The organism is Blastomonas sp., from assembly GCF_030373265.1.
Taxonomy (GTDB): domain Bacteria; phylum Pseudomonadota; class Alphaproteobacteria; order Sphingomonadales; family Sphingomonadaceae; genus Blastomonas.
In genome coordinates this window covers 13,884-33,351 of sequence record NZ_JAUCZC010000028.1, presented here as the reverse complement: position 1 = coordinate 33,351, position 19,468 = coordinate 13,884, and the positions used below count along the sequence as shown (strand labels likewise).

Annotated in this window: 15 protein-coding genes; 6 read left to right on the top strand and 9 right to left on the bottom strand. The window is 64.9% G+C overall.

Going from position 1 to position 19,468, the window contains the following annotated elements; all coding sequences use genetic code 11:
* Nucleotides 1–113: 113 nt before the first annotated feature.
* Nucleotides 114–2,057 carry an alkyl sulfatase dimerization domain-containing protein gene (locus QUV11_RS14525; RefSeq protein ID WP_300883610.1) on the bottom strand — a complete coding sequence of 648 codons (1,944 nt, stop codon included), beginning with the start codon at nucleotides 2,055–2,057 and terminating at the stop codon, nucleotides 114–116.
* A gap of 132 nt (nucleotides 2,058–2,189) precedes the next feature.
* Nucleotides 2,190–2,984, bottom strand: a complete 795-nt coding sequence (locus tag QUV11_RS14520; protein WP_300883609.1) for an undecaprenyl-diphosphate phosphatase — start codon at nucleotides 2,982–2,984, stop codon at nucleotides 2,190–2,192.
* Between the two features lie 357 nt (nucleotides 2,985–3,341).
* Here QUV11_RS14520 and QUV11_RS14515 point away from each other — a divergent pair, with 357 nt between their 5' ends.
* The 3 genes from QUV11_RS14515 to gltB are packed head-to-tail and all read left to right on the top strand — an operon-like array spanning nucleotide 3,342 to nucleotide 10,162.
* Nucleotides 3,342–4,796 (top strand): NAD(P)-dependent oxidoreductase, encoded by a 1,455-nt coding sequence (locus QUV11_RS14515; RefSeq protein ID WP_300883626.1) that lies wholly within the window; start codon nucleotides 3,342–3,344, stop codon nucleotides 4,794–4,796.
* A 43-nt stretch (nucleotides 4,797–4,839) separates the two neighbouring features.
* Nucleotides 4,840–5,589 carry a DUF2059 domain-containing protein gene (locus QUV11_RS14510; RefSeq protein ID WP_300883608.1) on the top strand — a complete coding sequence of 250 codons (750 nt, stop codon included), beginning with the start codon at nucleotides 4,840–4,842 and terminating at the stop codon, nucleotides 5,587–5,589.
* A gap of 49 nt (nucleotides 5,590–5,638) precedes the next feature.
* On the top strand, nucleotides 5,639–10,162 hold the full coding sequence (gene gltB, locus QUV11_RS14505; protein WP_300883607.1) for a glutamate synthase large subunit: 4,524 nt from the start codon (nucleotides 5,639–5,641) through the stop codon (nucleotides 10,160–10,162).
* Nucleotides 10,163–10,255: 93 nt separating this feature from the next.
* Here gltB and QUV11_RS14500 read toward each other — a convergent pair whose 3' ends face one another.
* Entirely contained in the window at nucleotides 10,256–10,792 is a 537-nt protein-coding gene (locus QUV11_RS14500) for an outer membrane beta-barrel protein (RefSeq protein WP_300883606.1), read from the bottom strand.
* A 255-nt stretch (nucleotides 10,793–11,047) separates the two neighbouring features.
* On the opposite strand from QUV11_RS14500, the gene QUV11_RS14495 reads away from it, so the two are divergent.
* Nucleotides 11,048–11,719: a glutathione S-transferase family protein gene (locus tag QUV11_RS14495; protein ID WP_054135089.1), complete on the top strand. Its 672-nt coding sequence runs from the start codon at nucleotides 11,048–11,050 to the stop codon at nucleotides 11,717–11,719.
* 148 nt (nucleotides 11,720–11,867) lie between these two features.
* On the opposite strand, the gene QUV11_RS14490 is transcribed toward QUV11_RS14495, so the two are convergent.
* Nucleotides 11,868–12,914, bottom strand: a complete 1,047-nt coding sequence (locus QUV11_RS14490; RefSeq protein ID WP_300883605.1) for a sigma-54-dependent Fis family transcriptional regulator — start codon at nucleotides 12,912–12,914, stop codon at nucleotides 11,868–11,870.
* 153 nt (nucleotides 12,915–13,067) lie between these two features.
* Nucleotides 13,068–13,781, bottom strand: a complete 714-nt coding sequence (locus tag QUV11_RS14485; protein ID WP_300883604.1) for a hypothetical protein — start codon at nucleotides 13,779–13,781, stop codon at nucleotides 13,068–13,070.
* 128 nt (nucleotides 13,782–13,909) lie between these two features.
* On the opposite strand from QUV11_RS14485, the gene lnt reads away from it, so the two are divergent.
* Entirely contained in the window at nucleotides 13,910–15,445 is a 1,536-nt protein-coding gene (lnt, locus tag QUV11_RS14480; protein WP_300883603.1) for an apolipoprotein N-acyltransferase, read from the top strand.
* Between the two features lie 75 nt (nucleotides 15,446–15,520).
* Complete coding sequence (metK, locus tag QUV11_RS14475; protein ID WP_300883602.1) at nucleotides 15,521–16,738, top strand: methionine adenosyltransferase; 1,218 nt, start codon at nucleotides 15,521–15,523, stop codon at nucleotides 16,736–16,738.
* A gap of 121 nt (nucleotides 16,739–16,859) precedes the next feature.
* Here metK and QUV11_RS14470 read toward each other — a convergent pair whose 3' ends face one another.
* From QUV11_RS14470 to msrA, 4 genes are all read right to left on the bottom strand, one after another.
* Nucleotides 16,860–17,408, bottom strand: a complete 549-nt coding sequence (locus QUV11_RS14470) for a hypothetical protein (RefSeq protein WP_289618883.1) — start codon at nucleotides 17,406–17,408, stop codon at nucleotides 16,860–16,862.
* 122 nt (nucleotides 17,409–17,530) lie between these two features.
* Nucleotides 17,531–17,842 carry a hypothetical protein gene (locus QUV11_RS14465; RefSeq protein ID WP_300883601.1) on the bottom strand — a complete coding sequence of 104 codons (312 nt, stop codon included), beginning with the start codon at nucleotides 17,840–17,842 and terminating at the stop codon, nucleotides 17,531–17,533.
* A gap of 78 nt (nucleotides 17,843–17,920) precedes the next feature.
* On the bottom strand, nucleotides 17,921–18,784 hold the full coding sequence (galU, locus tag QUV11_RS14460; protein WP_300883600.1) for a UTP--glucose-1-phosphate uridylyltransferase GalU: 864 nt from the start codon (nucleotides 18,782–18,784) through the stop codon (nucleotides 17,921–17,923).
* 103 nt (nucleotides 18,785–18,887) lie between these two features.
* On the bottom strand, nucleotides 18,888–19,421 hold the full coding sequence (gene msrA / locus QUV11_RS14455) for a peptide-methionine (S)-S-oxide reductase MsrA (protein ID WP_300883599.1): 534 nt from the start codon (nucleotides 19,419–19,421) through the stop codon (nucleotides 18,888–18,890).
* Nucleotides 19,422–19,468: the final 47 nt, after the last annotated feature.

Genomic DNA, 19,468 nt, shown 5'->3' with positions numbered 1-19,468 from the left:
GAGGGGTGGCCGAAGGCCGGGGTGGGCCTGTTCTGCCTCTAATTTCAGGCCCACCCCGTCTTCGCCTTCGGCTCAGCCACCCCTCCCGCAAGCGGTAGGGGAAAGCGCTCTTCTCAAGGCGTCACCACGGCAAACGCCGGGTCAAACGGCGGGTGGAGCATCAGCCAGCGCAGGAACAGGCCTGAATCGCCGTCGATCTTCATCGCGCCCGATTGCATCAGTTTCGGAAAATCGGTCTCGCCCAGCACGATCGCGTCGAAGTCCTTGCGGTTGAGTGTCACCGTAGCATTGGCATCGCTCAGGGTCGCGCCGTAGCGCGGGATCTCGACATCGCCGTTGACCATGATGCCCAGGGTCTCCTTGGTGTCAGGCAGGATGAAGTTGATCCGCGCGCGCATGTTGCCCGATCGCTCGGCGGCAAAGCGGGTGGCCAGCGCATCGAAGAACTCGGCCGTCGGAATCGCGCTGATGAAGCTGCGGCTCTGGGTGCTTGCGCCGCGGCGCGGAAGTTCGGTGCCGCGCAGCGTGGCGGCGCCTGCCAGATAATAATTGCGCCAGATGCCCGACTCGGCGGCAAAGCCCAAGGCCTCGTAGCTGTCCGCGAGCGCCGCCTTGGCTGCGGCGTTGTTCGGCTCGGCGAACACCAGATGGTTGAGCAGTTCGGCGGCCCAGCGGTGGTTGCCCGCGCCTTGCGCCTTCTTCCCGGCAGCAAGCAACGCATCGGCGCCGCCAGCCAGCTCGACATAGCCCTTGCCAGCAGTCACCGGCGGCAGCGGATTGAAGTTGGCAGGCACCCCATCCCACCAGCCATAATAGCGCTGATAGGTCGCCTTCATGTTGTGGTTGATCGTGCCGTAATAGCCGCGTGAGGCAAAAGCTTGCTGCTGCGCGGAGGGCTCGGCGATGCCGTCGGCGACCTCGTGCAGCGTCATGCCCGAGTTGGCGCGGCCCAGCGTGCGGTCGTGGACATAGCGATAGGCATCGCGCTGGTTCTCGAGATAGGCGGCAACCCGCGCCTGGCCCCAGGTCGGCCAGTTGTGCGAGGCAATCTGCACTTCGGCCTCATTGCCCCATTTGACCAAAGCCGAGTCGATGATCTTCGACCAGCGCAGCGCATCGCGCACCTGCGCGCCGCGCAGCGTCAGGATGTTGTGCAATGTCTTCACCGAAACCTCGGTGGTGTGCAGCACCTTGAAGTCGGGCAGATAGAACAGGAACTCGGCCGGCGCCTCGGTGCCCGCCGCATCCATGAAGTCGAACCGCACCCCGTCGATGGTCTTCAATCCGCCCTCGGGCCCGATCAGCATGTTGGGCGCGAGATAGCCGGTGGTGCCGACCGAAAGACCCGTGCCCAGGCCGGTGTCGACGCGACCTTCGGCCCCCGGTGCTAGCGCGGTGCCGAACATGTACGCGCTGCGCCGGGTCATCGCATTGCCCGCCAACACGTTCTCGCTCACCGCTTCTTCGGCAAAGCCATGCGGCGCGACCACGGGCACCTTGCGGCGCTTGACCTCGTCAGCCGAAATGATCCCGCCAACGCCGCCGAAATGGTCGGCATGGCTGTGGCTGAACAGCACCGCGGAAATGGGGCGCTTGCCGATCTTCGGTTCGGCCAATGCCATCGCGGCGGCGGCCGCTTCTTCGGTGAGCAGCGGATCGATGACGATCCATCCGGTCTTGCCGGCAATGATCGTCATCACCGCGATGTCATAGCCGCGCACCTGCCAGACCTTGCCGGGGACGATCTCGAACAGGCCGTGGATATGGTTGAGCCGGGCATGGCGCCACAACGAGGGGTGGACGGTGGCAGGCGCGGTTTCGGCCTTCAGGAAGTCGAACGCGCCCGCATCCCACACGGTCTTGCCATCGGCTGTCCTGATCAGTCCGCCGGGAATGTCAGCTATCTTGCCGCGGGTGGCGTCGGCGAGGTCGCTGCCGTCATCGGCGGGCAGCCGCGCCAGCACCGCGGCGCGCTCAGCGTCGGTGAGTTGCGCCTGCGCCGCCATCGGGGTCGCAAGTGCAAGCGCCATCACGCCGGTTTTCCAGATCCGCTTCATCGTCATCCTCCATCCTGATCGCCTGGCGCTGCTGCGCCTTATATATTGGCAGTCATGCTGCCATAAGCGGGGGCGGATGTCAGCAGCAGATCGTGGCAGGCGATGATGGAGGTGAGGGCGTGGGCAGGCGCCTTAGAACAGGATCAGCAATGCCACGCCCATCAGGATGCGATACACCACGAACACCATCATCGATGCGCGCTTCAAAAAGCGCATCAGGAACGCCATCGTGCCCAGCGCGGCAAGGAAGGTCAGCCCGCCGGTGATCAGCGCCTCGATCACCATGTCGCCGCCGGCCTCGAGCAGATCGGGAACGATCAGCACGCCCGCGCCCGCCACCGCCGGGATCGACAGCAGGAACGAGAAACGCGCTGCCTCGACGCGGCCAAAGCCCAGCACGCGCGCGGCGGTCATTGTCACGCCCGAGCGCGATGTGCCCGGGACCAGCGCGAGCGCCTGTGCCAGGCCGACGATGATCGCGTCCTTGAGGCCCATGTCCTCATAGCTGCGGTCCGAACGGCCGAGGCGGTCGGCGATGCCCAGCAGCACGCCATAGATGATCAGGTTGATCGCAACCAACTGGGTGGAGCGGAAGCCTTCCATGTAGCCGCCCTGTTTCAGGAACAGCCCGACGATCACAGCAGGGATGGTGCCCAGGATGATGAACCAGAACAGCCGGCGTTCTGCGGGCGCCTTGCCGATACCGACCGTTGCAAAACCGCCGCGCGCCAGCCCCCAGACATCGCGGAAGAAGTAGGTGATGATCGCCAGCAGCGAGCCGACATGCACCGCGACATCGATCATCGGTCCCTGATCTTCATACCCGGTCAGAAACGGCAGCAGAATCAGGTGCCCCGAAGACGAGATCGGAAGAAATTCGGTCACGCCCTGAACGATGGCGATGAGCAGCATCTGGAGGAAATCCATGCGGATCGGCTTTCAGTCGGCGACGGCGCAACGCACGGTCAGGGGCTTTGAAAATGGTCAGCGGGGCATTTAATCGTTCGCCCGGGGTGTGTCGCCCCCAAAAATGGGACCGAAATGATACCCAGTTGATGGGGGTGGGCACGGCAAGTGTCCCTTGGTGTCTCAGCCCTCCCAAGACATGGAAGTGTTGCTTACCTATTGGAATAAAAATGCGTGACTCGGCCAGCCCAATCGCCTAAAGCTGCGTGATGCGCGGCTGGCCTCGAAGGTCTGGCCGATTTATGTCGACACACAGATTAAGGTTCAGGGGCGATGTCCGAGCAATCCGGAAACCAACCCACCGCAACGGTGGCAGCCATGGCGGCTGAGAAGCTGGCGATGCTGAAGTTCGTCGATCTTGGCCAGTCTTATCCGCCCAAGCGCGCTGCCGATGCGCGCGCCGAAGATTTCGACGAAATCTCCGACCGTTTCGACGGCCATGCCGCGCAGGAGCAGTCCGCGCGTTGCTCGCAATGCGGCGTGCCCTATTGCTCGACGCATTGCCCGTTGCACAACCACATCCCCGACTGGCTGCGGCTGACCGCGGAAGGGCGGCTGCGCGAAGCCTATGAGATGTCCAATCTCACCTCGACGATGCCCGAAATCTGCGGCCGCATCTGCCCGCAGGATCGCCTTTGCGAAGGCAATTGCGTCATCGAGTTTTCCGGGCACGGCGCGGTCACCATCGGATCGGTGGAAAAGTACATCACCGATACCGCCTGGGAGCAGGGCTGGGTCGAACCGGTCGCGGTCGGGCGTCCGCGCGGCCAGTCGGTCGGCATCATCGGCGCGGGCCCCGCAGGGCTGACGGCCGCCGAATATCTGCGCATGGGCGGCTATGACGTCCATGTCTATGATCGCTACGATCGCGCAGGCGGGCTGCTGACCTATGGCATTCCCGGCTTCAAGCTCGAAAAGGACGTTGTGATGCGCCGCGTTCAGCGGCTTGTGGACGCGGGCATCGTGTTCCACTCTGGCTTCGAGGTCGGCCGCGACGCCAGCATGGAAGAGCTGCGCGACAGGCACGACGCGATCCTGATTGCCACCGGGGTCTACAAGGCGCGCGACATCAAGGTGCCCGGGATCGGCGCCGATGGCGTGGTCGCCGCGCTCGATTTTCTCGTCGCCTCCAACCGCAAGGGCTTTGGCGATGAGGTCCTCGATTTCGAAAATGGCGCGCTGAACGCTGCGGGCAAGAACGTCGTCGTCATCGGCGGCGGCGATACTGCGATGGACTGCGTACGCACCGCCGTCCGCCAGGGTGCATCGTCGGTCAAATGCCTGTACCGGCGCGACCGCATCAACATGCCCGGCTCGCAGCGCGAGGTGCTCAATGCCGAGGAAGAGGGCGTCGAGTTCGTCTGGCTCTCGGGCCCCGTCGCGGTCGAGGGCACGCCGAGCGCGAGCGCGGTGCGCGCCAGCCGGATGCGGCTGGGCGCGCCCGATGCCTCGGGTCGCAGCACGCCAGAGCCCGATCCCGACAGCGATTTTTCGGTTCCCGCCGATCTGGTGATCAAGGCGCTGGGTTTCGATCCCGAGGATCTGCCACGCGCCTTTGGTTGCGAGGACCTCTCGGTCAACCGCTGGGGGACGCTGCGCGTCGACCACAAGACGATGATGACCAGCCTGGATGGCGTGTTTGCCGCCGGCGACATCGTCCGCGGCGCCTCGCTGGTCGTCTGGGCGATCCGCGATGGCCGCGATGTCGCCGAGCACATGCACAAATATCTCAAGGCCAGTGCACGCGCCGGCGCCGAAAAGGTCGCCGCCTGATCTGCGCGGTGTGCCGTATACGTGTGTTGTTCGATCAAACCGGATGAGAATGATGTTCTACCGCCCGACATTGCCGATGCCGCGTTTTGCCAGGCTCGCCCTTGCGTCTGTCGCGATGGCAGCGCTGGTGCCGGCAGGGGCAGCCGCTCAGACCACCTCTGCGGCCGCGCAGGCTCAGGCAGCTGCCCAGCCGCCGGCTGATCCGGCCAGGCTGGTCGCGGCACGACCGGTGGTCGAAAAGCTCTGGCCGCTGGGCACCTATCGCCGGATGATGGATGGCGTCATCAATGGCATGATGGAGCAGGTGATGAACCAGATGTTCGAGATGCGCGCGGGGGATTTCGCCAAGGCCGCAGGAGCGTCGGGGGCCACCGCCGATGCCGCCGGTGACAAGACGCTGGGCGAGCTGGCCACCGAGGCCGACCCGCATTTTCGCGAGCGGACGACCATCGCAACCGATGTGATGATGAAGGAAATGATCCCGCTGGTCGAGAAGCTGGAGCCGGGCATCCGCGAGGCGCTGGCCATGGTCTATGCGCGCAAATTCTCCGCCCAACAGCTTGCCGACATGAACAGCTTCTTTGCGACACCATCGGGCACGGCTTTTGCCGGCGAGTTCATGATGACCTTCGTCAACCCCGAGCTGATGGGGCAGATGCAGTCGTTCGTGCCCGAATTGATGGCCGCGATGCCCGCTATTACCGCCAAGGTCGAGGCGGCGACCGCGCATCTGCCACCACCTGCCAAACCGGGCGGGGCGAACTCCTTCAGCGATCCAGCGACACCCGAATGATCCGGGCAGGCCCGTCACCCGGGCCGCCCAGCCAAGAAAGACGTTCCCGATGACCCATTATCCCACACCCGAACACGAACGCCTGGCCCGCGAAGGCATGTACCGGCCCGATTATGAGTCGGATGCCTGCGGCGTCGGCCTCGTAGCCGCGACCGACGGCAAGCCCTCGCGGCGGGTGGTCGAAAGCGCGATCGATGCGCTGAAAGCGGTGTGGCACCGCGGCGCGGTCGATGCCGATGGCAAGACCGGCGATGGCGCAGGCCTGCATGTCGATCTGCCGGTGCGCTTCTTCGACGATGCGATCGCCGATTCAGGCCACAAGGTGCTGCCCAACAAGCTCGCCGTGGGCATGATCTTCCTGCCGCGCACCGATCTGCAGGCGCAGGAAACCTGCCGCACGATCGTCGAGAGCGAGATCATCGAGGCGGGCTATACCATCTATGGCTGGCGCCAGGTGCCGGTCGACATCTCGGTGATCGGCGACAAGGCGCAGCGCACCCGGCCCGAGATCGAGCAGATCATGATCGCAGGGCCGATGCCCGACGAGCAGAATGTCGCCGAGTTCGAAAAGCAGCTGTATCTTGTCCGCAGGCGGATCGAGAACAAGGTCATCGCCGCGCAGATCAACGATTTCTACGTCTGCTCGCTGTCGTGCCGCTCGATCATCTACAAGGGGCTGTTTCTCGCCGAGAGCCTTTCGGTGTTCTATCCCGATCTGACCGATCCGCGCTTCGAAAGCCGCATCGCGATCTTCCATCAGCGCTATTCGACCAACACCTTCCCGCAATGGTGGCTGGCGCAGCCGTTTCGCTGCCTCGCGCACAACGGCGAGATCAACACCATCCGCGGCAACAAGAACTGGATGAAGAGCCACGAGATCAAGATGGCGTCGTTGGCGTTCGGCGAGAACAGCGAGGACATCAAGCCGGTGATCCCCGCCGGCGCGTCGGACACCGCCGCATTGGATGCGGTGTTCGAGGCGATCTGCCGGTCGGGCCGCGAGGCGCCCACCGCCAAGATCATGCTGGTGCCCGAGGCCTGGCAGGGCGATCAGGTGCTGCCGCCCGAGCACAAGGCGATGTACGAATATATGGCGAGCGTCATGGAGCCGTGGGACGGCCCGGCAGCGCTGGCGATGACCGATGGCCGCTGGGCCGTCGCGGGTGTCGATCGCAACGCGCTGCGTCCCTTGCGCTACTCGGTTACCAACGACAATCTGCTGGTGATCGGCTCCGAGACCGGAATGGTGGTGCTGCCCGAAAGCACGATCGTCGAAAAGGGCCGGCTGGGCCCGGGCCAGATGATCGCGGTCGATCTGCATGAGGGTCGGTTCTATCACGATCGCGCGATCAAGGACCGGATCGCCGCCGAGCAGCCCTATCGCGAGCTGGTCAAGGGCTTCCGCCAGCTTTCCGACCTGCCACCCGCCGGCCCCGACAGTCTGCCCGACATGACCCGCGCCGAACTGACCCGGCGTCAGGTGGCCGCGGGCCTGACCATCGAGGACATGGAGACGATCCTGTCGCCGATGGCCGAGGACGGCAAGGAAGCGATCGGATCGATGGGCGATGATACCCCGCTCGCAGTGGTCAGCGCCAAGCCGCGCCCGATCGCGCAGTTCTTCCGGCAGAATTTCAGCCAGGTCACCAACCCGCCGATCGACTCGCTGCGTGAGCGGCACGTGATGAGCCTGAAGACGCGGTTTTCGAACCTCGCCAATATTCTCGAGCAGGACAGCCAGAACGAGCGTGTTCTGGTGCTCGACAGCCCGGTGCTGACCAATGCCGACTGGCTGCGATTGAAGGCCGATTTCGGATCGAATGTCGCGCAGATCGATTGCGTGTTCGCCGCCGATGGCGGCCCCGAGCAGCTGCGCGGTGCGATCACGCGCATCCGCAATGAGGCCGAGCAGGCGGTGCGCGAGGGCAGCACCGAAATCTTCCTGACCGACGAGAGCGCCGATGAGGACAATGTCGGCGTCCCGATGATCCTGGCCGCAGCCGCCGTACACACGCACCTCGTGCGCAAGGGGCTGCGCGCCTATTCCTCGATCAACGTGCGTTCGGCGGAATGCCTCGACACGCACCATTTTGCGGTGCTGATCGGTGCAGGCGCGACCACGGTCAATGCCTGGCTGGCCGAGCTGTCGATCGCCGACCGTCAGGCCCGCGGCCTGTGCGGCGACCTCAGCCTCGAGACATGCGTCTACAACTATCGCAAGGCGATCAACGAGGGGCTGCTCAAGATCATGTCCAAGATGGGCATCGCGGTGATCTCGAGCTATCGCGGCGGCTACAACTTCGAGGCGGTGGGATTGAGCCGCGCTCTGGTCAACGACCTGTTCCCGGGCATGCCGTCGAAGATCTCGGGCGAGGGCTATGCCTCGCTGCACCTCAACGCCAAATTGCGCCACGACGCGGCATGGGACGCCAATGTCGCGCGGTTGCCGATCGGCGGCTTCTACAAGCAGCGCGATGGCGGCGAGGCGCATGCCTATTCGGCGGGCCTTATGCACCTGCTGCAGACCGCGGTCGCCAAGGACAGCTATTCGCAATACCTCCAGTTCGCCGAGGGCGTGCGCCAGCTGCCGCCGGTCTATCTGCGCGACCTGATGGAGTTCAACTACGCGCCCAAGGCGGTGCCGCTGGATGAAGTCGAGGCGATCACCGAGATCCGCAAGCGCTTCGTCACGCCGGGGATGTCGCTGGGGGCGCTGTCGCCCGAAGCGCACGAAACGCTGGCGATCGCGATGAACCGCATCGGCGCCAAGGCGGTGTCGGGCGAGGGCGGCGAAGCGTCCGAACGCTATTCGCCGCGCGACAATGGCGACAACGCCAACAGCGGCATCAAGCAGATCGCCTCGGGCCGGTTCGGCGTCACCGCGGAATATCTCGGCGCGTGCGAGGAGATCGAGATCAAGGTCGCGCAGGGCGCCAAGCCCGGCGAGGGCGGCCAGCTGCCCGGCTTCAAGGTCACCGAGTATATCGCCAAACTGCGCCATTCGACCCCGGGGGTCACGCTGATCAGTCCACCGCCGCACCACGACATCTATTCGATCGAGGATCTGGCGCAGCTCATCTACGACCTCAAGCAGATCAATCCGCACGCGCGCGTCTGCGTCAAACTGGTCTCGGCAGCAGGCATCGGCACGATCGCGGCGGGTGTCGCCAAGGCGCATGCCGACGTGATCCTGATCTCGGGCAATGTCGGTGGCACCGGAGCCTCCCCGCAGACCAGCATCAAATATGCGGGCACCCCTTGGGAAATGGGGCTGTCCGAAGCCAACCAGGTGCTCTCGCTCAACGGGCTCCGCCACCGGGTCAAGCTGCGCACCGATGGCGGGCTCAAGACCGGACGCGATGTGGTGATCGCGGCGATCCTGGGGGCAGAAGAGTTCGGCATCGGCACGTTGTCGCTGGTGGCGATGGGCTGCATCATGGTGCGCCAGTGCCACTCCAACACCTGTCCGGTGGGCATCTGCGTGCAGGACGAGCGGCTGCGCGCCAAGTTCACCGGCACGCCCGAAAAGGTCATCAACCTGATGACCTTCATCGCCGAGGAAGTGCGCGAGATCCTCGCGCGGCTGGGCTTCCGCAGTCTCGACGAGATCATCGGCCGCACCGATCTGCTGCGTCAGGTCAGCCGCGGTGCCGAGCATCTCGACGATCTCGATCTGAACCCGATCCTCGCCAAGGTCGATGTCGCCAGCGACCAGCGCCGGTTCAACCTCGACACCTGGCGCAATGCGGTGCCGGACAGCTTGGATGCGCTGATCATCAAGGATGCCAAGCCCGTGTTCGAGCGGCGCGAGAAGATGCAGCTGACCTACAACGTGCGCAACACCCACCGCGCGGTGGGCACGCGGCTGTCGGCGGAGATCACGCGCATCTACGGCATGAAGGCGCTCGACGAGGGCCATGTCCGCATCCGGCTGCGCGGATCGGCGGGCCAGTCGCTGGGCGCGTTCCTGTGCCAGGGGATCACGCTCGAAGTGTTCGGCGATGCCAACGATTATGTCGGCAAGGGGCTGTCGGGGGGCACCATCATCGTGCGGCCCACGGTCAGCTCGCCTTTGGTCAGCCATGCCAACACGATCATCGGCAACACCGTGCTCTATGGCGCAACGGCGGGCAAGCTGTTCGCCGCGGGCCAGGCGGGCGAGCGCTTCGCGGTGCGCAACTCGGGCGCCGAAGTGGTGGTCGAGGGCTGCGGCGCCAATGGCTGCGAATACATGACCGGCGGCACCGCGGTCATCCTGGGCGAGACCGGCGGCAATTTCGGCGCGGGGATGACCGGGGGCATGGCGTTTGTGCTCGACCGCCACGACCGGTTCGCGGGGCTCGCCAACCCTGAATCGATCACCTGGCAGCGCATCGACAGCCTGTATTGGGAAGACCGCCTCAAGGGCCTGATCGCCGCGCATGTCGAGGGCACCGATAGCCAGTGGGCGCAGGAGATCCTGCGCAACTGGGATCGCTATCTGCCGCAGTTCTGGCAGGTGTGCCCCAAGGAAATGCTGACCCGGCTCGCCCATCCGCTCAGCGATGCGGTGGCGATGGAAGCGGCGGAATAAAAGAAACCCCGCCTGCCGCCTTGGGGAAGGGCGGCAGGCGGGGTTCTGTTTCAGCCGATATTACTCAGCCGATAGAGCCCGAAGGCCGGTCGTTCAGAAGTTGAACGCCAGGCCACCGGTGACACGGGTGGTGTCGAAGCCCAGCGTATCGGCCGTGACGCGCAACGCGGTGTTGGTGCCGATCTTGTACTGGGCACCGATGCCGACGAGATAGTCGCCGCTGGTGTCATCGAAGCCAGCCGGGGGATTGACGCCAACCGCCTTGCGGACGTTGACATCGACCCACTGATAGCCGCCACGGGCAAAAATCTGGCCGCTGTCGCCAACGCGCACGCCGATCTTGCCGGTTGCGCCATATTCGCGGTCGATGATGCCCGAGCCCAGGTTGAAGTTGCCTTCGACACCGGCGACCAGCGGGCCGACGGGAACGTCGACGCCTGCGAACAGACCGTAAATCGGGCTGCCATCCTTGCCGAACGGGTTGTCGCCAAGATCGTGGTAGCCGCCTTGCGCGCCGACATAGACTTCGGGTCCGGCTGCTTCCTGCGCCATGGCCGGAGCCGCGAGCGCGAACGGTGCTGCAACGAATGCGGCAAAGGCGGTGAACTGAATGGGGGTGCGTGTTTTCATTGTTGTGTCCTTCATTTGGCGTCGGTTTGTACGCCGACGCCCGCCCCGAATAGCGTGTGGAGCCGGACTGCAAGCTGAACGAAAGATGCTGTCAGTCGATAGATTGCTGCGGTTGGTCGTAATATAATGACAATTCGTTCATCTGGCGTGCAGCTTGGCCGGCTCGCCCATCGAATGGCTTTTCCACCGGGAAAATCGCCGTGCGCCTGCTCGCGGCGGTGGACGCCTGCCTGTTGCTAAGGCATGGATAATGGCATGTGGCAGTTGTTCCAGTTTCCCTTGTGTCCGTTTTCGCGAAAAGTCCGCCTGCTGCTGGGTGAAAAGGGCATCGGCTATGAGCTGGTGCGCGAATCACCCTGGGAACAGCGCGACGAGTTCCTCGACATGAACCCTGCCGGGCGCACCCCGGTGATGCGGCACCGCGACCGCGACCAGACCCTGTGCGACAGCTGGGCGATCTGCGAGTATTTCGAGGAAACCGTCGAGAAGAATCCGATGATCAACGGGTCCGCCGACAACCGTGCCGAAATCCGGCGGCTGGTGGCGTGGTTCGATGAGCAGTTTTTCGGTGATGTCGTCGCCCCGTTGATGCACGAGCGGATGCGCAAGCGGCTGATCTATCGCCAGCCGCCCGATGGCCGCGTGCTGCGCGAGGCGATGCGGCTGGCCAACACCCATCTCGATTACATCGACTATCTGCTCGATCACAATGCCTGGATCGGCGGTGCGACGATGAGCCTGGCCGACTTGGCCGCTGCGGCGCACATCTCGATCGCCGATTATCTGGGCGGGATCGACTGGCTGGCGCACGCGCAGACCGCAGACTGGTATCGAAAGTTCAAATCCCGGCCTTCCTTTCGTCCGTTGCTGGCCGAACGGATGGAAGTGATCAAGCCGCCCTCGCATTACGAAGAGGCGGATTTTTAGAGAAACTCTCCCCTCCCGCCTGCGGGAGGGGCAGGTTCAGCTTGCTGAACCGGGGTGGGCCTTAAAGCACGACGTTGGCGCAGGCCCACCCCGTCTTCGCCTTCGGCTCAGCCACCCCTCCCGTAAACGGGAGGGGAGAGGCTCGTTCTCAGGCGCTCAGCGCCATTTCGCGACCGATCTGGTAGCGCTTCATCTTTTCAACAAAGGTCGTGCGCTGGAGCATGACGAGGCGGGCCGCGGCGGAGACTACGCCGCCGGTCGATTCGAGCGCCTCGATCAGCACGCGCTTCTCTTCGTTCTGCAGGTGCTCGCGCAGATCCATCGGGCGGGCAAAGCGCGGGCTCGCGGCGATTGCCACCACATTCTCGGGCAGGTCGACCGCCACGGGCGCGGCGACGGCAGCGGGCCGGGCCGAGCGGGCAGGACGCAGCAGCATCGCCATCTGGTCGCGGCCGACATCCATGCCGCGGAAGAACACCGCGGCGCGCTCGACCAGATTCTTGAGTTCGCGGACATTGCCCGGCCAGTCGTGCGCCATCAGGATGGCGAGCGCTCCATCGGTGAACACCGGAGGGTTGTCGCTGGCAAAGCCGCGCGACAGAAAATGCTCGACCAGCACCGGCACGTCCTCGACCCGCTCGGCCAGCGAAGGCAGTTCGATCGGAAGGACGTTGAGGCGGTAGAAAAGGTCGGCACGGAACCGGCCATCGGCGATCGCGCTTTCCAGGCACTGGTGGGTCGCTGCGATCAGGCGGACATCGACGTTGACGTCGTCATTGCTGCCGATGCGGCGGACCTTGTGGTCCTCGAGCACGCGCAGCAGGCGGACCTGCATGTCGAGCGGCATTTCGCCGATCTCGTCGAGGAACAGGGTGCCGGCATGCGCGGCTTCGAAATGGCCGATGCGGCGCGCCATCGCGCCGGTGAAGCTGCCCTTCTCGTGTCCGAACAGCTCCGATTCGATCAGTTCGCGCGGGATGGCACCGCTGTTGACCGCAATGAACGGTGCGGCGGCGCGGGCCGATGCGCGGTGCAGCGCATGCGCGACCAGTTCCTTGCCGGTGCCCGAAGGGCCGGTGATCAGGACAGAGGCGCGGGTTTCGGCAGCAAAGCGGACAAGTCCCCGCACTTCGCGGATCGCGGTGCTGTTGCCCACGATCATGTCTGCCATTGCCAGTGCGTCCAGCGATTCCATGTGATGTGCCCCGTTTATTTGCCCCGACGGTCGTTACCGCCTTGGGTTAACGATTTAGGGGTAAATCGTTAACGATGCGTAAAGCCGTCAGCCCGGGTGACACATTGCGCCAATTATTTGACAGGGCGACCCACGCTGCTGTGCCGCAATGGGTCAGCGCTTTTCGGCGGGTTTTGCCAGCGTGAAGCAGTGTTCGAAATCGACGTCGGCGGCATCGTCGTCGGAATCGCGTGCCTTTTCGCGCGCGTCGATCGCCTCTCGGGTCTCGATGAAGCGCTGGTCGGCCTCGTTGCCGCTCAGCCCCTCGTCGCGCATCTCGTCACGGGCGCGCGCTTCGAGCACGGTGGCCAGCGTCTTGAGGTCGCGCGCCGATGCCGAGTCGCCTTCTCGGGCACCGACCTCGTCAGCGGCGAGCTGCAGGTAGATTGCGCATTGCAGCATCGATGGCGGCGGCAGCAGCGGAACCGCAGCGTCGAGCTTGGCAAGGCACGGGGTCATCACCGCGTCGACGACGCCGGCAGGGTCGTTGGATTGTGCGGCTTCGGCCTGCAAATCCTCGACGATCTGCGTCAGCGCGAGGCCGACCGCGTCGTCGTTCGTTGCGGTTTCGGTGACGATGCGCTCGGCGGTGGCGACGAAATAGGTGCGGCCCCGGATGACGAGCGTGGGATAGGCCAGCGCCGAGGTGACCCCGCGCGCCTGTTCGGATGCGATGATCGCAAACGCCGCCGCGCAGGTCAGGTCCTGGCGCTGCGCCGGGGTCAGCGTCGGCGCCGAAAGCGCAGGGGCGGCCGGGGGGATTGCGGGCTCGGCAGCAGGGACGGTGGCGGTCTGCAAGCTCGCCAGCAGCAGGAACAGGCTTTTCATGCGGCAGCTTATGGGGATCGGCCCCGCGGCTGTCACCTGATTTTGCGCCCGAAAAGGCGCCGGGATATGACAGCGGCGTTGCAACGCCGATTGTCAGGCTATCGCCGGGCGGGCATAGGCTCAGTCCCATGATCCTGCGCTATCCCCGATTGCTCGCATTGCTCGCGGGCGGCCTGTCCGCCACCGGCTTTGAACCTCTGGGGCTGTGGCCCGTCACGCTGGCGGCGTATGCGCTGCTGCTCCACCTGATTGCCCATGCGCCAACCCGGCGCAGCGCGTTTGCGCGCGGCTGGGCCTTCGGGGTCGGGCAGTTTACGATCGGGCTCAACTGGATCGCGATCGCCTTTACCTATCAGGATGCGATGCCGGCCTGGCTGGGCTGGGTCGCGGTGGTCGGGCTGTCGCTGTATCTCGCGCTGTTTCCAGGCGTGGCGGCGATGCTCGCCAGATGGCTGGCGCCCCGCGAGGGCGGGCAGGCCTCGGCGGTGCTGGTTCTCGCCTTTGCCGCATTGTGGCTGGTGTCCGAATGGATGCGCGCCTGGCTGTTCACCGGCTTTGCCTGGAACCCGCTGGGCGTGATCGCGCTGGAGGCCGGCTGGGCCTCGCGGCTGATCGGGACCTACGGGCTGGGCGCGCTGGTGATGCTGACGGCGGGCGGCCTGTGCCTGCTGGCGCGGCGGCAGATCGTGCCCGCGCTGGCGCTGCTTGCGGGGGTCGGTGCGGTGACGGGGGCAGGCTGGCTCAGCCAGAGCGCGCCTGCCGGCTTGACCGATACGCCGATCACCGTGGTGCAGCCCAACAACGACCAGAGCGACAAATACGATCCCGTCGCTGCCGCGCAGAACTTCGCGCGGCTGACCCGCCAGACGATCGATCGCAGCGCGCCGCGCCCGCGGATCGTCTTCTGGCCCGAAGCTGCGATCGAGGACTTTCTCGAGGACGGCTATCCGCGCCGCTACACCTATCCCGAAACCGCCGCGGGCGTCCGCGCCCGTGTGACCGGGACGCTCAATGACGGCGATGTGCTGATCACCGGCGGGGTCAAGCTGGACTTCGATGCCAACGGCCAGGCGGTCGCTGCCGCCAACAGCGTGTTCGCGCTGTCGAGCGATGGCGAGATCCTGGGCAGCTACGACAAGAGCCATCTGGTGCCCGGCGGCGAGTATCTGCCTTACGAGAATATCCTGGGGCAGCTCGGCCTGTCGCGGCTGGTGCCGGGCACGATCGGCTTCACCCCGGGCCCTGGCCCGCAGACGCTCGACCTGGGTGCGTTCGGGAACATGGGGCTGCAGATCTGCTATGAGATCATCTTTGCAGCCGAAGTGGTCGATGCGGCCGACCGTCCCGGCTTCCTGTTCAACCCCAGCAACGATGCGTGGTTCGGCCCCTGGGGCCCGCCGCAGCATCTGGCGCAGGCCCGGCTGCGCGCGCTCGAAGAAGGCGTGCCGGTGATCCGCTCGACACCGACCGGCATATCGGCCGTGATCGATGCCGATGGCAGGCTGCTGCACAGCATCCCGCACCGCACCGCGGGGCATATCGATGCGCTTATGCCGCGTGCGCATCCGCCGACGCTGTTTGCCACCTGGGGCAACCTGCTGTCGGTGATGTTTGCGGGCGCGCTCCTGCTGTTGGCGGTTGCGCTGCGGGCATTCCGCCGTTAAGGGCGATCATATAAGGAAATCTTTATATGTGCCTGCCGGGAGGTTCTCCGGCATGCCCCAGCAAGAAGGCGACCCATGCGCAAGAGCTTCCTCTTTACCTCCGAATCGGTCAGCGAAGGCCATCCCGACAAAGTTGCGGACCAGATCTCCGACTCGGTCGTCGATCTGTTCCTGTCCAAGGACCCCTATGCGCGTGTCGCGTGCGAAACGCTGACCACCACACAGCGCGTCGTGCTGGCCGGTGAAATCCGCTGCAAGGGCGTCTACGAAAATGGCGAATGGGCTCCCGGCGCGCTCGACGAAATCGAAAAGACGGTGCGCGCCACCGTCAAGCGGATCGGCTATGAGCAGGACGGCTTCCACTGGGAAACCTTCAGCTTCGAGAACCATCTGCACGGCCAGTCCTCGGAAATCGCGCAGGGCGTCGATGCCAAGGACAACAAGGACGAAGGCGCAGGCGACCAGGGCATCATGTTCGGCTATGCCTCGGACGAGACCGAAGACCTGATGCCCGCCACGCTCGATTACTCGCACAAGATCCTGCAGAAGATGGCCGAAGACCGCCACAACAAGGTCGTCGACTTCCTCGAGCCCGACGCCAAGAGCCAGGTGACGCTCGCGTATGACAACGAAAAGCCGGTGCGCGCCACCGCTCTGGTCGTCTCGACCCAGCATGCTCCCGGCTATTACTGGCACGAAGGCCAGGGCGATGCCGACAAGTATCAGGCGCTGTACGACTATGTCGTCGGCGTGATGCACGACGTGCTGCCGGAAGGCTTCATCACCGACGAGACCAAGATCTACGTCAACCCGACCGGCCGTTTCGAAATCGGTGGTCCCGATGGCGATGCCGGCGTGACCGGCCGCAAGATCATCGTCGACACCTACGGCGGCGCATCGCCGCACGGCGGCGGCGCGTTCTCGGGCAAGGACCCCACCAAGGTCGACCGCTCGGCAGCCTATATCAGCCGCTACATGGCCAAGAACATCGTCGCTGCCGGCCTCGCGCGCCGCTGCACCATCCAGCTGTCCTATGCCATCGGCATCGCCGAGCCGCTGTCGCTCTATGTCGACACCCACGGCACGGGTACGGTCGCCGACGACAAGATCGAGGCGGTGCTGCCGCAGCTCGTGCGTCTGACGCCGCGCGGCATCCGCGAGCATCTCGGCCTCAACAAGCCGATCTATCAAAAGTCGGCCGCTTATGGACACTTCGGCCGCAAGCCCGAAGGCGACTTCTTCCCCTGGGAGAAGACCGACCTCGCCGACAAGCTCAAGGCCGCTCTGGCCTGATCTGATCGGATCGATCGATAGCAAAAGGGCCGGGTCATCCTACGATGACCCGGCCCTTTTTGTTGGGGCTCGAAAATACGGGAGGCTGAGCGGGGGGTGGTAAGACCGAACCTCCCGACCCTTACAGCTTTCCGAACTTCGCCTCGAACCCGGCGATGTCGCCCTTGGCCAGGAAGCCGGCCTGCTCGATCCAGTTGTCGCGGACGATGCGGCCCTTGAAGCTGCCCAGATACGGATCGACCTCGGCGACGTCGGCGGCGGTCCAGGCGGCGATCTGGTCATAGCGGGCGACGCCCAGCTCCCCCAGCAGGGTGTTGAGCTTGGGGCCGATGCCCTTGATCTTGCGCAGGTCGTCGGGATCGCCGACGGCTGCTGCGATGCGCGGCGTGCCGCTGGCGGCGGCTTCCTGCGCCTGAGCGGCAATCTGCGCGTCGACATCCGCGGTCGAGAGCGCAGCGACGGTCGGATCAAGCGCGGCGCCCATCGTCGGGACGATGGTCGGCGGTGGCTCGACCGCGGCGGGTTCATGGCCGTGCGCGGTGTCGTGATGGCCATGGTCGTCGTGCCCGGACGTGCCAGTGCCGCCCTTGCGCCCGACCAGCGCCCAGATCACGATCATAGCAACGATCACCAAAGCGGCGATCAGGAAAAAAAGCTGCTGTCCATCCATGGGAAATCGAGGCCTTTCATCAACGCTGCCGCGGTCAATCGCTGCGGCGCAGCATTGCCCTTATCGGCTTCGGCGATTCTTGGCCAGTGTTGCGATGCGCTCAGCGCGCGAACATCCGCAGATCAGTTGAAGCGGGCCATTTCCTCGTCGATCTCGTCCTGGAACGACTGCGCCTCGGCGCACGCCCGCTCGTTGCCGTCATAGCATTTGCGCCAGGCTTTGTCGCGCTGGCGCTGCAATTTGCCCATCCGCTCCTCGGCCTTGCGCATCGCACGGCCGCGGTTCTCGTCGGCTTCGGACTGGCTGGTGGTCGCCCAGTCGACGCCCTTGGAGACGATCTTCACCGGCGCGGTGACCACCGTGCCCACGGCGCTGGCGATACAGCCCGACAGCGCCAGCGGTGCCAGCAGCAGGATGAGATAAGCGGCCTTCATCGAATCGGTCCTCCGGCGCGCAAGGTCATGCGGGCACGCGCCTGCCTGCTATAGAGCGGCTGAGCCGATGCTGAACCGCTATTTCAAGAGGTCGAGCGCGAAGGCGCGGATTTCCGGACCGATATCCTCGCGGTCCAGCGCCACCGCAAGATTGGCCTGCGCATAGCCCGCCTTCGATCCGCAGTCATAGCGCTTGCCGGCAAAGGTCACCGCGTGAAACGGCTGGGTGCCGATCATCCGCGCCATGGCGTCGGTCAGCTGGATCTCTCCGCCCGCACCCTTGCCCTGGTTTTCCAGGGTCCGCATGACCTCGGGCTGCAGGATGTAGCGGCCCGAAATGATCAGGTTGGACGGCGCATCCTCGACCTTGGGCTTTTCGACCAGCGCGGTGACCTCGGTGATCGCGCCATCCTGACGCCCCGGGGCGATCACGCCATAGCTCGACACCGCCTCGCGCGGCACTTCGAGGACGCTGATCAGGTTGCCGCCAAGCGTGGCATAGGCATCGACCATCTGCTTCATGCAGCCGGGCGATCCGACCATGAATTCATCGGGCAGGAAGATCGCGAACGGTTCGTCGCCAACGATATCGCGCGCGCACCAGATCGCATGGCCCAGCCCCAAAGGCTCCTGCTGGCGGACATAGGCGCAGTTGCCGGGGGAGAGACGTGTAGGCGCGAGCACCTCGAGCGACTTGCCGCGCTCGGTCATCGTGTGCTCGAGTTCATAGGCGATGTCGAAATGGTCCTCGATCGCGCTCTTGCCGCGGCCGGTGACGAAGATCATCTGTTCGATCCCCGCCTCGCGCGCCTCGTCGACGGCGTACTGGATCAGCGGCCGGTCGACGACCGGCAGCATCTCCTTGGGGATGGCCTTGGTGGCGGGCAGGAAACGGGTGCCTAAACCGGCAACCGGGAACACAGCCTTGCGGATGGGCTTCACGTTGGATCCTTTTGTCTATGTCCCGACAACGCCCTGACTTGCAGTGCGTTGCAACCCTGTCAAGGCGGCAATGCTGCGCCGCAACGCAGCCAGCCGCGGGTCTTCAGCCCTTCACGCGCGCGGCAAAGCTCTTGCGCAGCTTCTGCAGCTTGGGCGGGATCACCGCGAGGCAATAAGGGTTGCGCTGCCCTTCGCCGTTCCAGTATTCCTGATGATAATCCTCGGCGGGATACCAGGTGGTCGCCTCCTCGATGGTGGTGACGATCGGGGCGGGCCAATCGGGTTGATTGCGGCTCATCGCGGCCTCGGCCTCGACCTGCTGCGCGGCATCGAGCGGGAAGATCGCCGAGCGGTACTGGGTGCCGACATCGTTGCCCTGGCGGTTGAGCTGGGTCGGGTCGTGCGTCGCGAAGAAGATATCGAGCAGGTCGGCATAGCTCAATTGCTCGGTGTCGAAGGTCACGCGGATCGCCTCGGCATGGCCGGTGCTGTCCGAGCAGACCGCCTTGTAGGTCGGGTTCTCGACCGTCCCGCCGATATAGCCGCTCTCGACCTTGCTGACGCCGACGACATCGTTGAACACGGCCTCGGTGCACCAGAAGCAGCCCCCGGCGAGGATGGAGGTGTGTTGCGTCATGACATTTTTTCCTTCGGTCCAATCCCCACTTCCGCTCAGCCTGAGCT

Bases quoted from the DNA above. Each gene is read 5' to 3' on its own strand.
- QUV11_RS14515 (WP_300883626.1), top strand. From the start codon at position 3,342: ATGGCGGCTGAGAAGCTGGCGATGCTGAAGTTCGTCGATCTTGGCCAG.
- QUV11_RS14520 (WP_300883609.1), bottom strand. From the start codon at position 2,984: ATGGATTTCCTCCAGATGCTGCTCATCGCCATCGTTCAGGGCGTGACC.
- QUV11_RS14485 (WP_300883604.1), bottom strand. From the start codon at position 13,781: ATGAAAAGCCTGTTCCTGCTGCTGGCGAGCTTGCAGACCGCCACCGTC.
- QUV11_RS14525 (WP_300883610.1), bottom strand. From the start codon at position 2,057: ATGAAGCGGATCTGGAAAACCGGCGTGATGGCGCTTGCACTTGCGACC.
- QUV11_RS14490 (WP_300883605.1), bottom strand. From the start codon at position 12,914: ATGGAATCGCTGGACGCACTGGCAATGGCAGACATGATCGTGGGCAAC.
- msrA (WP_300883599.1), bottom strand. From the start codon at position 19,421: ATGACGCAACACACCTCCATCCTCGCCGGGGGCTGCTTCTGGTGCACC.
- QUV11_RS14500 (WP_300883606.1), bottom strand. From the start codon at position 10,792: ATGAAAACACGCACCCCCATTCAGTTCACCGCCTTTGCCGCATTCGTT.
- lnt (WP_300883603.1), top strand. From the start codon at position 13,910: ATGATCCTGCGCTATCCCCGATTGCTCGCATTGCTCGCGGGCGGCCTG.
- QUV11_RS14465 (WP_300883601.1), bottom strand. From the start codon at position 17,842: ATGAAGGCCGCTTATCTCATCCTGCTGCTGGCACCGCTGGCGCTGTCG.
- QUV11_RS14495 (WP_054135089.1), top strand. From the start codon at position 11,048: ATGTGGCAGTTGTTCCAGTTTCCCTTGTGTCCGTTTTCGCGAAAAGTC.
- QUV11_RS14470 (WP_289618883.1), bottom strand. From the start codon at position 17,408: ATGGATGGACAGCAGCTTTTTTTCCTGATCGCCGCTTTGGTGATCGTT.
- QUV11_RS14510 (WP_300883608.1), top strand. From the start codon at position 4,840: ATGAGAATGATGTTCTACCGCCCGACATTGCCGATGCCGCGTTTTGCC.
- gltB (WP_300883607.1), top strand. From the start codon at position 5,639: ATGACCCATTATCCCACACCCGAACACGAACGCCTGGCCCGCGAAGGC.
- metK (WP_300883602.1), top strand. From the start codon at position 15,521: ATGCGCAAGAGCTTCCTCTTTACCTCCGAATCGGTCAGCGAAGGCCAT.